This is a genomic window from Pristimantibacillus sp. Z349TD_6, assembly GCF_056173205.1.
Map to the genome: position 1 here is coordinate 5,917,120 of NZ_CM149662.1, position 13,949 is coordinate 5,931,068.

Consider the following 13,949-nt stretch of genomic DNA (forward strand, 5'->3'; position numbering starts at 1 on the left):
ATAGTGATCCAAAATTTCATTAGCTCCGTATGCAAAGCGTCGAAACTACAATAGCTGGTTAAATATTGGGCTTGCGGCAGCGGTGCTTCTATTGTGCGTGTATATTTTCACATTAAGAGATCAGGTGTCAGACCTCAGTAATGAGCTCACGCTCGCCCAGATGAATGAGCCTCCACAGGGCTTGCAGACAAATCAAGCTGTCAGCTTAAGCTCGGCGGCGCAAAATATTATTGCCCAAGGCCTCGCTACCATCGTCATTGACAGCAAAGGAACACATCTGCTCGTGCAGGCCGAGAAGCTTCCGCAAATCAAGCAAAACGAAGCATTTCAGGTATGGCTGATGAAGAAAGGCCAGGACGTCGTAAACGCAGGAACCTTCTACCCGGTCGATGGAAAAGGCGGCTTGTACTTCACACTCGACCAGAATTTGAAGGGTTATGATCAAATCGCGATTACCCAAGAACCAGATGCTTTTGGTAAAATGCCGCGAGGGACTGCCGTCTTGACTGCCGAGCTTCATCTATAAGACGAATAATTGAAAATAAGCCAGCTTATTGGACTCATGTGAAGTCCTTAAGCTGGCTTATTTTTTGTTTAAACACCGTTTTTTTGTACTTTTTATAATCGTTTCAGCCTCCTTCACACTCTTCCTTATCTAGCCAAGCGCCCGCAGGACATCATCGATTTTCAGGCTATGGGCGAGGACGCCGTAATTCATCCAGCTCAGAAAATCAACCTCGAATACACGGTTATGACGTACTGCCGGAAGCGATTGCCAATGGGGCGTCGCGTAAAGCTTCCTCTTTTCTTGTTCTGAAATCTCAAAAGTGACGAACACATTATCGGCATCGATCTGCGCGAGCAATTCTGGTGTTAGCACCGCTGTCCTTGTGCTCTTTGTCAATTGCTTTACAAGCGGATGAGGCGTCATTCCCAGGTCACTATAGAGAACGGGCCCCGTGTATCCCTTATCCGGACCGCCATACAGCAATATTCCATTGGCTTGAATTCGCAGAAAAACGGTCGTTTGATGATGAATCGGGCGAAGCTTTTTCCGAGCAGCTTCTGCTTTTTGTTCATACTTCGCTATAATATCAACGACCTTTACGTTTTTTCCTCTACCGATTAGATCTGCCATGATTCGCAAAGTCTCCTGCCAATCTTCTCCCTCATTGGACATTTTGTAGAGCGGAGCCTGTTGCTCCAAGAGATGATGGTCCCATTTATCTGGAAATCCGTTGTCTACCAAAATAAAGTCCGGCTTTATCGGCAGCTGAGCAGCATATTTATCGGAAATCTCAATTGCGGGAATATGCTCAAGCCCCAAATACGACTGTTTTCCCCAATTCGTTATGGAGCACTGCAGGATAGGCGTAACGCCAAGCGTTACCAGAAAATCTTCAAGAAACGGTGCAAATACACGAATCTCCTCTCGGTAATGTCTTCGGTATTGCCCTGGCGATATGCCGACCGTCTTCTTGAAGCGGCGGTTAAAATAAAACTCATCGCCAAATCCGGCGTTCTGAGCAATATCGGACAAACGATCATCGGTTGCTTGCAGCAGGTGCTTCGCTTGATTAATTCGAATGCCAGATAAGTACTGCAGCGGCACCTGACCCGTTATCTCTTTGAACAAACGAGAATAGTGTGTACGGCCAACATCGGTCAAATTCGCCAGCTGGCCCACCGACCATTCGTTGCGATAGTCATGGTATAGCCGATCAATTGTAGCTTCAACCGCTTTCCGACTGCTCTGGGCATGAGAAACGGTCAGATTGTGCTTGAGAATATGTCGGAGCAATTGTTGAAAACATATTTGTTGATCCAAATCGTCCAGCTCATCACTAGTGTCTGATAAGCTAAAGCTATATAACCTCTCAATCCACTCCAAGCACTGGGAAAATGGGTGGCACACCACTTCTCCTGTACATGGAAATGAAGTACTCCATTTGCTATTCGAAGCGTCCCGACCATCTATTCCAATGTAAACAATCTCAAAGCTCAGTTCATAATGAATGAGTCCGCTGCTGCCGACTTCATTTGTAATGGTTGCCCCTGGCTCGGAAATAAAACATTTGCCGCGCTCGAGCTGATAACCGCATCCATCTAGAACGAGGCGCCCTCTCCCGTCCATAATGACAAACAATCGATAGCAATCATTTTTTCTCGCTTTTTGTTGTTCATGAGGTTCAGATTCCTTATATTTCACTCCGATTAAGCGATAGATTTTGCTTGGAGATGTATTCGTATTGGCGTTTATCTCTTGCATAGATTCATAAGCCCTCCTTTCCGTGAGAATGATTATCAATAAAATTACTATAAACGATAAAGAAGAGCACTTCAACTGTTCGTTGAAATGCTCTTCCGATAAAATTGTATTTGCAGCGTGAAGGTTACTTCAGCAAAACTTTTTCCAAATCTTTAATCTTAAGTTGGTTAGCCGTGAAAGCGCCCGTCTGCCAATAGGTACGATCCACTTGATAAACATTTCCTTTCTTTATAGCAGGAACGCTTTGCCAAATGGGACTATCGAATAGATTTTTAATGGATTCTTGATTCTCGGGCGATGACCAAGATCCATTTGATGTTAAAATAATGATATGGTCTGCATTAAGATCAGGAAGCTTCTCCATGGAGATCGTTTCTATAAAGGCTTCCATATCCGCAACCATCTTTGGCGGAGTTAAGCCTAATTCTTTGTAAAGGATAGAACCAACAAATTTGTTCTTAATTCCAAGAAGATTAAGGTCAGTCTCACCGATATTAAGCCGCAACACAGCAACTGATTCATCTCCAATCGCTGCTTTCAGCTTGCTTTTTGTATCCGCGATTTTCTGCTCATAGTCCTTCACCAGCTTCTCGGCTTTCTCTTGTTCACCAATTAGATCAGCAATCTTAAGAAGAATATCGGAGGAACTGCTCATCAAAATGTCGTCAGGCATCCGAAAGGTTGGTGCTACCTTAGAGTATTTTTCATAGATAGCTTCATCTACAAAACCATCTGTAATAATAAGATCCGGTTCAGCATCTAGCAGTGCTTCAATGCTTCCTGTTATATCAAATGGAGGAACGTCTAAATTCAAATATTCCTGTTTGCCCCACATTGGATGGTACCACTGTACAACAGGCTCCACACCAAGAGTGACTAGATAATCCTCCAAATAGATAGCTGCTATTCGCTTCGGTTTAACCGGAATTTCGACCTCGCCAAAAAAATCCTTCACTACGCGTGTTTCGTTCTCATTCGTTTTCACTTCTTTACCATTCTCTGCAGCTTTGTCTGTTTGCGTATTCACAGCATTTCCTTTGTTCGCTGCTTCTTTCTTCTCTTCTTGCGGTGTGCTGCATCCTGTGAGTGCGATGAAAACAATCAGTAGAGAAATGAGACCCCTAACGATAATGCTGCGTGATCCTGTATGCCGAAACATATTTTACCCACTCCTGTATATGTATTGTCGTAACGAAATGTTTTCATTGATTATCATTCTCATTTCGTTCATGAGCAATTATATCATTACGGTTTTGGGATACAATGTCCATTCTTATGCGAATTTTTTATCCAAACATGAGATAACGAACACGATTCAATCCTAAAAAACATGTCATCTTTATATAAAAAAACAACCGCCTCTAGGCAAAATGTTTCGCCCAAAGCCGATTGTTTGTCGCAAATATTCATTATTTTACCGCACCAGCAGTTATACCAGCTACAATATATCTTTGAAAAAAAGCATAGACGAGTACAACAGGCACCATTGAAATTAGCAGTCCTGCGAACAATGGCCCCCATTCGGTTCTGTACTGCATCTCCCCCTGCATGATCGCAATTCCAACAGGCAGTGTGTACTTGGAAGGCTCATTCACGAAGATCGTCCCCATGATGTACTCATTCCAATTGTTCAAAGCGTTCATAATCAAAATGGGAATCATACCGGAACGAGCCATCGGCAGCATAATTTGAAAAAAGGTTCTAAAATACCCCGCCCCATCAATATAGGAGGCTTCCTCCAATTCCTTCGGCAGCGATTTGAAAAAACTGACCAAAACAAAAACGCCAAACGGCAATGACCACGCTGTATATACAAGTACTAATCCGTTTAGTTTATTTATTAAGTACAAATCGTTTAGTAGAAAGAACAACGGTACCAGCCCCAAAATAAGAGGGATCATCATTGAGGACAAATAGACCATATACATCAGCTGGCTGCCGCTGAACTTGAAACGTGCTATAACGTAGGCAGTCGTCGCTGATAATAAAATGGATAAGCATGAGCTCATTAAAGTAACGTATACGGAATTTAAAAAATAGTCGCCGAAATGATAGGTTTTCCACACATAAGAAAAATTGCTCCAGTAAAGCGGAAATTCAGGCAGTGACCAAGGTTTGTTCGTTAAAAATTGCGGATTATTTTTTAAAGCACTTAGTAATGTCCAAAGCAGCGGATAAAGCACAGCCGAGGTCCACAGAAGAAGAACGAGGATGGCTGCTGTCCTAAATATTCGTGAAGGCTGACTGAAGCTCATACATGCATCTCCTCTATGAAAATTCAATGCTATCGCGTCGAAGCACTCGCTGTAAGAGTAGCGTTGTTGCTAAAGATAAGATCAAGATCAATACACCAAGTGCTGCAGCGTAACCCATATGAAATTGACGGAATCCCATTTGGTACAAATAGGATCCAAGCACTTGCGTTGAATTATCTGGCCCCCCTTCCGTCATCAATAACACCATCACGAAGGAGCCGTTTAAAGTCGTCATCACAATATGAAGAATGCTGACCTTAACCTGCTCCCAGATCAAGGGAAGCGTAATCCTCCAAAACTGTCGAGTAGGCGAGGCTCCATCCATTTCAGCCGCCTCGTACAAAGAAGCAGGTATGCTAAGAATGCTGGCAACGAGCAGCAGAAAATAAAATCCTATCCCAGCCCAAATCGAGGGCCATAAGATCGACCACAACGCCGTTCCTTCTTCCCCTAACCAAGGCCTATTGTTATGGGCATTCGTGAATATTCCAAGAAACGAATTCAGAAAGCCGATGCTCGGATTATAAACAAATCGCCATAACACACCTATAACCACAATTGAGATCAAATTCGGAAGAAAAAAGACTAATCTAAAAAACTGCTGCCCCCGCACTCTGAGTCTAGTAACTGCAACAGCGAAGAAAGTAGCTAACAGAATGATTCCAATTACTTTCCCAATGACTAGAAAATAATCATTGCCAATCGCTCTCCATATGATGGGATCCTGGATCAGCGCCTTAAAGTTGTCCAAACCAATATAGGTCATATGCTCAGAGCTGCCAGACCAGTCAAACAAAGAGATGTATATGCCTTTGGAAATGGGAAAGAGTGCAAAAAGGCAGAAGAAGAGGAACGTTGGAATAAGGAATGTAATAATGAATAGCTTTCTTTGTGCTTGACGCGACATTGACGCTCATCCTTTACCTGAAATAACTAGATTGCTCATCGCTTACTTTCTAGCCTTGGCTGCTGCTGCCTCAACCCGCTCCGTCCACTCTTCCGGTGTGATTTTGTTGATCGTTAACGCTATCGTTGCATCACTCATCACCTTGAATACATCAGCATTAAACACAACTACAGGTGCAACAATCGTATTGTCGCTATTGTAATATTTCATAGCATTTTTGGCCGTATCTCCAGCATTGGAAGATTCCAAATCCACTTTCACGTTCATGAGAGCACCGGTTTTCTCCGCCCAGTTCAACGACGCTTTTTTGGTGAAAATAAATTCGATGAACGCTTTGGCAGCTTCAGGATTTTTCGCTTTTTTGGCAATCGCCATCGTACTTGTGTACGGCAACGCTATGAATTTCCCGCCCTTTGCTTGGGTTATTGAAGGAACGAACCCATACTTAAAATCAGATGGCGCATCATTTTTCATTTCGCTTTCCAGCCATAGCCCATTCGGAATCATAGCAGCCTTGTGCTGTAGAAATTGCATCTGCGAATCTGTATGGTTAAGCGCAGGAGCACCTTTATCAATTAGACCTTTAGCGGAAATCTCGCTTAATTGACGAAGCGCTTTAAGAACGGGCTCGCTTTTGAAAATACCTTCTTTCATGTCACCCATGTCTTTCAGAATTTGCCCATTATCACCGTTCGCCGATATAATCGCTGGATATACGAAGCCGCCAAGAATGTAATCCGGATATACGCCTGTATGAATATAGGGACTAATACCAGCAGCTTTTATTTTCTCGCTTACCTCCAAGAAACGATCAAAGTCCGTCGGAACAGCCCATCCATTTTTCTCAAACAACGCTTCATCGTAGAATGTGCCATATGAGCCGAATACAAGCGGAATATTGTAGGTTTTGCCGCCGTATTGCTCAGGACTTGCGATCATAACATCAGTAATTTTCTCTCCGTCTACGTTGCTCGCTTCATGAATCCAATCCGATAGATCCAGAAGCTGGTCGTCTTCTACCATCTGCCTCGGATTTGATCCAGCTCCATCTATGTAAATAAGATCTGGGGGATTGCCTTGAATCCATCTCGGTTTCATTTGATCGTTAATTTTGGGGCCAGCCGACTGCTTGATTTTCAGATCAGGGTTTAGCTTCTGGAATTGATCAATAACATCAATCCACCAAGCATCCCCATAACCCCCGACAAAATATTGGATTTCAAACTCTCCCTTTAGTCCATTAGCCACAGCGGATGGCGTGTCAGAAGCTGCTGGCTTTTCCGCCTCAGCACTCCCATTATTTGAACCGCAAGCAGCAACGATCAATAATATCATGATGAGCAGTGTTACAAATACCGGCCTTTTCATGTTCATAATAAATCTCTCCTTTTGTCATTACTCCCTTTTGAAAATAGATCCTCCGCAACAGATTTCGTCACGGAGGATCATACTGCCATTAATTCAAATACAATCTATTTTGCGGGATGATTTGTTTCGCTTGAAGCGGACTCGACCAAGACAACTTAGCGATGGCGTCTTCCGTATTGTCGTAATATTCAAGCTTAATATCATACTTCTGCCCCGCTGTTAATTGAATCGTTCCAGACCATTCGGTCGTTGCTTGATCCACCCACTTATTAATGATGAGCTGATTGTTCACCCATAGTCGAACCCCATCATCGCTACTCGTATAAAAAGTATAGGTTCCTGTATATTGAGGCTTCACTTTGCCCGTCCATCTTACGGAGAAGGTATCTGCATCCATACTAGTCATAGGAGCCCCTAAACCCCAATCGAAGTTCACAGTTGCATCGGTTCTAGTCGCTTTTAACGAGGTGAAATCCATGTTGTTGAAGTAATTGGCAGTAAGTCCCGTTCCTTCAGCCTCTCCCGGAGGAAGCTCGCTTGCTGGCGTAAATTTAATCCAATCGTAATACGCCCGAATTGGCGTGCCTGGATAGACAAACGGTCCAGTCCAGACTTCAGCAGGTCCTGCACCTGACCATAAATTGGCCATAATATGACCTGGACTTGTAGGAAGCGCGCCTCGCGAGCCGTTCTCCGTATGCACCAAATTACCATCAACGTACCACTTAATATTCGTAGGAGACCATTCGAAGGCATAGTTATGGAAGGCCAAGGAAGAATCGAATCCAAGATCGATAATCGTGCTATGCTGGCCTACACCGTTTGTGAAGTAGTTCGCTTCCAGCTTGGTCGTATCCTTGCCTAATATTTCAATGTCAATTTCATCGTTTGACGTGTTTGTCGCTTGACCCGAATAGGTAAAGAGTGCTGTCACTAGCCCTGTACCCTTAGCCGCTTTAATGCGCGCTTCAACACGACCGTATCCATACTTCACATTCGTTGCATATTCGCCGGAAGCATAATTTTTGCCTGCGCAATTGGTAGGGCAACCCGTATTGTCCAAACGAAGCGCCATAATTCCATTACTAAACTCTTGGTTTACTGCCCGCCAGCCAACGCCAAAGTCCACTCCATTGCCCCAGCCATCCGACGTATAGAACAAATTATTGTTAATCCCATTCAACGGTTCATCAAACGCAACATCAGCAGCAGAAGTAACAGTCGGCATCATTAATGAGAGAAGCAGCATACAGGATAAGAGCCATACCATCATTCTTTTTTTGCTATTGCTTGCCATGTTCATCATTACACACCTCTTTCTCAGATTGGTATTGCGAAAAAAAGTGGTAAACAGGCTTTCAATTTACTCGTTTCCTCTGCTAATGCTTACTTTTCCATCCTTCCGAATAACGTCAGCACCAATCGCATCCGTTAAAACAAGCAGCGGTACGTAAGCATGGCCATTATTCAGGATGACTGGATTTTTCATCATTTTTTTTGTTCCATTAATAAAAGCAACGTTTGAATTCACCTTAAAGATCATTTCGGATTTGGACAATTTGTCATTGACGATGATTTCTTGTTTAGCTGTATTCCATTTCACTGTTGCATGTAAGCTTTCCATAACAAAACGAAGCGGTGCCATTTCTGTTTGTCCGATTTTGAATACTTTTAGTTCTCGTGCATCTTCAACTAGCAGATCTACTGATTTCCCTTGTTTTACAGGTGTTGAAGGATCTACATTCGTTTCAGGCTGCTGCTTTGGCAGCGTATAAGCGATTCGATCCACCTCAGCGATCTGGGTTTTACCTGGATACACATACTCGTTCGCCCAGCCATTGGTTTTGGTAGCCGGCCACATGTTCGCAATTATATAGCCAGGTGCTGAAGGGAGCTCTCCTCTCGAGCCGGTTTCCGTATGAACGAGCTTGCCGTCTACATACCACTTGATTGAATCCGGCGCCCATTCAAAGGCGTAATCATGGAAATCATCCGCTGCATCAAACCCTAGAGGAATGATCGTCGAATGCATGCCAACACCTTTTGTAAAATAATTCGTTTCGAACTGCGTCGTGTTTTTACCTAAAATCTCAATATCGATCTCGTCAGCCTTACCGTCTGAATCAGCACCATAGGTGAAAAAACCGGTTACGACTCCATTGCCTTTAACCGCTTTCATTCGAACCTCAAACTTACCGTATCCGTAACGCTGCGACGTAGAATATTCCCCTGAAGCATACGGTTTATCGGAGCATTGCGCTTTATCCTGTGCACACGGCTTGTCGTCAATCAACAATTTCAGTTTCCCGTCTTCAAAGATGACATGATCATCTCTCCAGCCGCTCAGAAAGGTTCCGCCATTGGACCATCCGTTAGAAGCATACCAGCGATCCGAATCCTTCTGGTCAAGCAAATCTATAAATGTTTTACCTAAAGCTTCTGGTGCTTCAGCTTCCTCTGCCATAGCAGCAACCGGCATTGTGCAGAGCATAACAGCGATTATGAATGTTAGCAGCGTGGATTTGAGATTTTGTTTCACAAATGAGCCTCCCATAATAAATTGTGCTTTTCTCCATTTTTAACCCATCCTAATTGCCGTTACCTGAGGCCCCACCTCCCAACGTAAAAGCTTAGTTTTACTTCGTTAAGTAGATGAAAAAAATTCTTTACATTCGTGTCATTCCCACAGCAAGCATTTTGCAATAATAAGTTCTTTACGGTTAAATTTTACAAATAAAAAATATGCTTTTCTCCTCTTTAACGATTATAAAATGGCACTATCCAACTGTTATTTGGCATACGGCCAGATGAAGCGTAGTTTTTAGGCATAAAAAAAACCGTTCGAGCGCTGAGCTCGACGGTTTAATATGCATATAGACTTTTACTAAGAGAACAAAAGCATTCACTGCACACTTATTTCATTGCTGCTATCCTCTGCCTTATTAACAGGTAAAGCCATATAAATAGCAACAGCATAAAATATTATTCCTATAATCATGAACAAAATGCTGATAACATGAGGCGCTGTCATCATCGTCTCATCCATAGCTATTGCGAATTTACCGGGCGGATCACTCCATCCCGTCATTTTTCCAGCAAAATTAGCAATGGCTAGATATACAATACCAAATAGTAGAGTTCCAGATAGAAGGAATGTTGATCCCGCAATTAAACATATTTTTTTCATACCTGATAACCTCCCGATCTGTTATGAAAAAAAAGAGAACCGCTCCAATCAAGCAAAGATCAGAATCAGCTCTCTTTTCAATGTTACCATATATCGGAAGTTTATCCAAAGATCAATGCATAGATCATTTGTAATTTATACTTTTATAACAACGAGCTGTACTTTGCTTAACCTTTTAGCCTAGTCTGCATAAATACTACTTCATCGGCTAATTTCTCGATACGCGCAATGATCTCCTCATTTGCAATTTGCTGCTGCTCATTAAAGTGTTCATCATGAATATAAACATGGCCCGGTGCTACATAAGCTCTAAAATAACCAGCTATCGGCTTCAGCTGATTTTCAACTACGAGGTAATGATGACTGGTTCCTCCAGTAGCGATAAAGCCCATTACTTTGTTCGATATTTTGGGAACGGGAACGAGATCAAATAGATTTTTTAATACGCCGGTAATCGACGATTGAAAAATCGGTGTGCCGATAATATAGAAATCAGCAGCTGTTATCTTCTCAATTACCTTTTGTGTATCTTCATTGTAATCGGATATATTGCTTCCGTCGCAAAATTGTACGTTTTTATAATGCCGCATATCCAGAAAATCCACTTCAATATCCGGATATTTGTTCCTGACAACGTCTAAGCTCGCATCTACAGCCGCAGCTGTTTTTGATCCCAAAATAGTACCTGAAATGCCCAACAATTTCATCCTTTTTCACGCTCCCGCAAATTTTATATTGATTTTTATTCCGTTTTTGATTAGACACTTTTTAAACTATAATGTATATTATATTGAGGTCATTTGTTCTTTGTCAATGACCATATCCACAGCGTTGACATGATCTAACAGATAAGATACATTTATTATATATTTTGATATACTATATATAAATAAAAAGGGAGAGAACCTTTCGTGAGCAATGAACAACCAGATCTATTTACAGATATAACGATTATTGGCGGCGGTCCAACAGGGATGTTCGCTGCGTTTTATGCTGGGATGCGGCATGCAAGCGTGAAAATTTTGGACAGTATGCCTCAGCTCGGCGGGCAGTTGGCCGCTCTATACCCTGAGAAATATATATATGATGTTGCTGGATTCCCTAAGGTGACAGCCCAGCAGCTTATTCATAATTTACAAGAACAAATGAATCATTTCCCTGTGCAGGTTTGCCTGGAAGAGAAGGTTCAGCAGGTGATTAAGAAGGACGAGCATCATTTTGAAATTATCACCGATAAAGGAACACACTATAGTAAATCCGTCATTATTACCGGTGGCATAGGCGCATTTGAGCCGCGTCGATTAGAGCTTCCAGAAGCCAAACCTTTCGAAAACACAAACTTGCAATATTTTATAAGTGACTTAAATCAGTATAGCGGCAAAAGGGTGATCATTAACGGAGGCGGCGATTCCGCTGTCGACTGGGCGCTTATGCTTGAACCGATTGCTGAAGAGGTTACGCTCATTCATAGGCGGGACAAGTTCCGCGCTCACGAGCACAGCGTCGAAAATCTTCTAAAATCGAAAGTGAATGTCATTACACCAGCGGAGATTACGGAGCTGCATGGGGATGAACAGATCGAGAAAATAACGATTACGTTTGGCAAAACAGGAGAAACACGCGAACTCGCATGCGACGCGCTCATCGTTAATTTTGGTTTTGTTTCCTCGCTTGGTCCCATTTTGGAATGGGGATTAGAAGTGGAGAACGGCTCTATCGTCGTTGATACTCGAATGGAAACGAATATTAAAGGGATCTTTGCAGCTGGAGACATTACAAGCTATCCTGGCAAAATAAAGCTTATTGCCGTTGGTTTCGGAGAAGCTCCTACTGCCATTAATAACGCTAAGGTTTATTTGGACCCTACCGCTAAACTCTCGCCCGGCCACAGCAGCAATCTGAAGCTTTAACCACAGAAAAAACAAGAACAGTGAGATATAAATGCTATCTCACTGTTCTTGTTTTTGTCTCTTTTTTATGGAATAGGTACATCTTTGTCCACCTTTGGCAAGACACTCGGATCTCGAAACCTCTACATCGCCCAGCATCGTTTCAAACAGCTTCAATTCACATTGGCAGGCATGTTGATATTTGGTCGCTACTTGCTCAATTGGGCAATTATTTTCTTTCAAAATAAATTGTTCGTTGTTGATCTTTTCCCATTCCACCATATATCCATTCTCGTTCTGAATTTCTGCGAGTGCCTTCACTCTATCCTCAAGCTCTTTGCTTTGCATGCTTGATTCGTATTTTTTAGTCATTTTGTTTTTGCGGCCTTCAAATAACGAATCTACCGCCGACGAGCCAAGCTGATCGGTAAGCTCATCCAATAATTCAAGCGTTAAGGTATGATATTTGCGCGGGAAAAATCCGTCTGCATGCTCCGTTAAACAATAAACCGCTGTTGGTCTGCCCATCGCTTGTCTTATGGTCTTTGATGAGATAAGGTTATCTCTCTCCAGCGATTGAATATGACGTCTAACGGCCATTACCGTAATTCCCAGCTCTTCCGTAAGATCCTTTGTACTTAAATTACCCTTCGTCTTCAGCAGCTGAAGAATATATTCTCTTGTAGAAAGCTGTCCTTGATCTATGTTGGTCATTCCTAATCACCTTCCGATAATTGTCATATAAAATATTTCATGTCTGAAATGAATACTGCAATAATAACATTTTCTAAAATCAATGTCTCCACTCTGCAATAATTCATCCTGCTATTCATCTTCATTTATCGGAATGGATCATCAAAATTAGATTTGATCTTTTATATACTATTATATATAATAAATTTAATAATTCAACTCCATCCTTTTTTCCAATTCTAAGCGAGGTGCATACATGATGATAGAAATAAGCGAAAAAGCAGAGTCCATTATTAATCAGATGGTCATCGATTCAGGAAACGATCGTACGTTTTTGCGAGTAGGCGTTGAAGATGGCGGCTGCAGCGGATTATCCTATAACATCAAATTGGATGATACCATTACAAATGATGACCATTCTTTGCAAACGGATCATATCAACGTGGTGTGGAACACTCAGAGCGAGCCTTATTTGGCCGGGTTAAAAATTGATTATGTGGAGCAAGGCATGACTGGCGGCTTCACGATTGATAATCCCAATGCCAAAGCAACCTGCGGCTGCGGAGCTAGCTTTCGTACGGCGACCTTCAAAGGCAAACGCGAAAAATGCGATGAATAACCCTCTCCTCCCATTCGGAACGAGGCATTTTTTTATCACACTTATTATACATTTATATTGACTAAGTATGAAATATCAATTAAGCTGTAAGTATAACTTACCAAATCAACTTATGGAGGAATGAACCATGTCACATCAATTACCTGAACTGCCTTATGCAAACAATGCTTTGGAACCGCATATCGACGAGCAAACGATGATGATTCATCATGACCGCCATCATAATACGTATGTAACAAACTTAAATGCCGCTTTGGCGAACTATCCTGAGCTTCAGCAAAAAAGCTTAAATGAGCTGCTTCAAGATTTAAAAAGCGTCCCTTTAGATATTCGGACAGCCGTACAGAACAATGGAGGCGGACACGCCAACCACTCTTTATTTTGGGAATCGATTGGACCGAGTGGCGGAGGATTGCCTGTTGGTCGCTTGGCAGAAGCTATCGATAAAGAATTAGGCGGCTTCGACTCGTTTAAGGAGCAGTTTACGAAAGCAGCTACAACTCGTTTCGGCAGCGGGTGGGCGTGGTTAAGCGTAGATCATAAAGGCCATTTGTTCGTTTCGAGCACGCCTAATCAAGATAGTCCGCTTATGGATAATCTGACTCCTATTTTAGGACTCGATGTTTGGGAGCATGCTTATTATCTGAACTACCAGAACAAACGCCCTGATTATATTTCAGCATTCTGGAATATCGTGTTATGGGATGTTGTAGCGAATCGATACGAAGCGGCTATAAAATAAGATGACAACGAATTATAAAA

The 13,949-nt window shown here is 42.4% G+C and carries 14 protein-coding genes; 4 read left to right on the forward strand and 10 right to left on the reverse strand.

Annotation, left to right across the window (positions count from 1 at the left end):
• The first annotated feature begins 82 nt into the window (after positions 1 to 82).
• A complete protein-coding gene (locus AC0VYE_RS25715) occupies positions 83 to 526 on the forward strand; it encodes an anti-sigma factor (protein ID WP_475443358.1) in 444 nt (147 codons plus the stop codon).
• A gap of 129 nt (positions 527 to 655) precedes the next feature.
• Here the strand turns inward: AC0VYE_RS25715 and AC0VYE_RS25720 are convergent, their stop codons facing one another.
• The 9 genes from AC0VYE_RS25720 to AC0VYE_RS25760 all read right to left on the reverse strand — a co-directional run bounded on the left by AC0VYE_RS25720 (position 656) and on the right by AC0VYE_RS25760 (position 10,693).
• Complete coding sequence (locus AC0VYE_RS25720) at positions 656 to 2,269, reverse strand: helix-turn-helix domain-containing protein (protein WP_475443360.1); 1,614 nt, start codon at positions 2,267 to 2,269, stop codon at positions 656 to 658.
• 124 nt (positions 2,270 to 2,393) lie between these two features.
• Positions 2,394 to 3,428, reverse strand: a complete 1,035-nt coding sequence (locus AC0VYE_RS25725) for an ABC transporter substrate-binding protein (RefSeq protein ID WP_475443362.1) — start codon at positions 3,426 to 3,428, stop codon at positions 2,394 to 2,396.
• Positions 3,429 to 3,678: 250 nt separating this feature from the next.
• On the reverse strand, positions 3,679 to 4,524 hold the full coding sequence (locus AC0VYE_RS25730) for a carbohydrate ABC transporter permease (RefSeq protein ID WP_475443364.1): 846 nt from the start codon (positions 4,522 to 4,524) through the stop codon (positions 3,679 to 3,681).
• A 13-nt stretch (positions 4,525 to 4,537) separates the two neighbouring features.
• Positions 4,538 to 5,431 (reverse strand): carbohydrate ABC transporter permease, encoded by an 894-nt coding sequence (locus tag AC0VYE_RS25735; RefSeq protein ID WP_475443366.1) that lies wholly within the window; start codon positions 5,429 to 5,431, stop codon positions 4,538 to 4,540.
• A 42-nt stretch (positions 5,432 to 5,473) separates the two neighbouring features.
• On the reverse strand, positions 5,474 to 6,805 hold the full coding sequence (locus AC0VYE_RS25740) for an ABC transporter substrate-binding protein (protein ID WP_475443368.1): 1,332 nt from the start codon (positions 6,803 to 6,805) through the stop codon (positions 5,474 to 5,476).
• 82 nt (positions 6,806 to 6,887) lie between these two features.
• A complete protein-coding gene (gene bglS / locus AC0VYE_RS25745; protein WP_475443369.1) occupies positions 6,888 to 8,105 on the reverse strand; it encodes a beta-glucanase in 1,218 nt (405 codons plus the stop codon).
• 57 nt (positions 8,106 to 8,162) lie between these two features.
• Complete coding sequence (locus AC0VYE_RS25750; RefSeq protein WP_475443371.1) at positions 8,163 to 9,338, reverse strand: family 16 glycosylhydrolase; 1,176 nt, start codon at positions 9,336 to 9,338, stop codon at positions 8,163 to 8,165.
• Positions 9,339 to 9,701: 363 nt separating this feature from the next.
• Entirely contained in the window at positions 9,702 to 9,986 is a 285-nt protein-coding gene (locus tag AC0VYE_RS25755) for a hypothetical protein (protein ID WP_475443373.1), read from the reverse strand.
• Positions 9,987 to 10,153: 167 nt separating this feature from the next.
• Positions 10,154 to 10,693, reverse strand: a complete 540-nt coding sequence (locus tag AC0VYE_RS25760) for an NADPH-dependent FMN reductase (RefSeq protein ID WP_475443375.1) — start codon at positions 10,691 to 10,693, stop codon at positions 10,154 to 10,156.
• A 204-nt stretch (positions 10,694 to 10,897) separates the two neighbouring features.
• Between AC0VYE_RS25760 and AC0VYE_RS25765 the strand changes: the two genes are divergently transcribed.
• Positions 10,898 to 11,896 (forward strand): NAD(P)/FAD-dependent oxidoreductase, encoded by a 999-nt coding sequence (locus AC0VYE_RS25765; protein ID WP_475443377.1) that lies wholly within the window; start codon positions 10,898 to 10,900, stop codon positions 11,894 to 11,896.
• Between the two features lie 39 nt (positions 11,897 to 11,935).
• On the opposite strand, the gene AC0VYE_RS25770 is transcribed toward AC0VYE_RS25765, so the two are convergent.
• A complete protein-coding gene (locus AC0VYE_RS25770; RefSeq protein WP_144376732.1) occupies positions 11,936 to 12,589 on the reverse strand; it encodes a helix-turn-helix transcriptional regulator in 654 nt (217 codons plus the stop codon).
• Positions 12,590 to 12,824: 235 nt separating this feature from the next.
• Here AC0VYE_RS25770 and AC0VYE_RS25775 point away from each other — a divergent pair, with 235 nt between their 5' ends.
• Complete coding sequence (locus AC0VYE_RS25775) at positions 12,825 to 13,187, forward strand: HesB/IscA family protein (RefSeq protein ID WP_305953881.1); 363 nt, start codon at positions 12,825 to 12,827, stop codon at positions 13,185 to 13,187.
• A gap of 127 nt (positions 13,188 to 13,314) precedes the next feature.
• A complete protein-coding gene (locus AC0VYE_RS25780; RefSeq protein ID WP_475443380.1) occupies positions 13,315 to 13,929 on the forward strand; it encodes a superoxide dismutase in 615 nt (204 codons plus the stop codon).
• Positions 13,930 to 13,949: the final 20 nt, after the last annotated feature.